General features: G+C 56.5%; 1 protein-coding gene. It reads left to right on the forward strand.

Going from position 1 to position 322, the window contains the following annotated elements:
- Window positions 1-322 (forward strand): L-threonylcarbamoyladenylate synthase (locus MXD62_RS40660; protein WP_368862391.1); only part of this gene is annotated, 322 nt, incomplete at both ends.

Below are 322 nucleotides of genomic sequence, written 5' to 3' on the forward strand. Positions count from 1 at the left end.
CTATAGCGGCGCCAAGCGCCAACCTCTCAGGACGGCCAAGCCCGACAACTGCAGAACATGTTCGCAGCGATTTGGACGGGCGCATTCCATCTATTTTGGATGGCGGCAGCACAGGGGTGGGAGTAGAATCAACGGTGATTGATATGACCGTCAAGCCGCCAATGATCTTGCGTCCCGGCGGGGTAACCGTGGAGCAGATTGAGGCCGTAATCGGCGAAGTTGCCATTGACCCTGCATTTCTTGGAGCGATCGATACCCCCCGCTCTCCTGGGATGAAATATACACATTACGCCCCGGAAGGTGAGATGTGGCTTATCGAGGG

Source organism: Frankia sp. Mgl5, assembly GCF_023242985.1.
Taxonomy (GTDB): Bacteria; Actinomycetota; Actinomycetes; order Frankiales; family Frankiaceae; genus Parafrankia; species Parafrankia soli.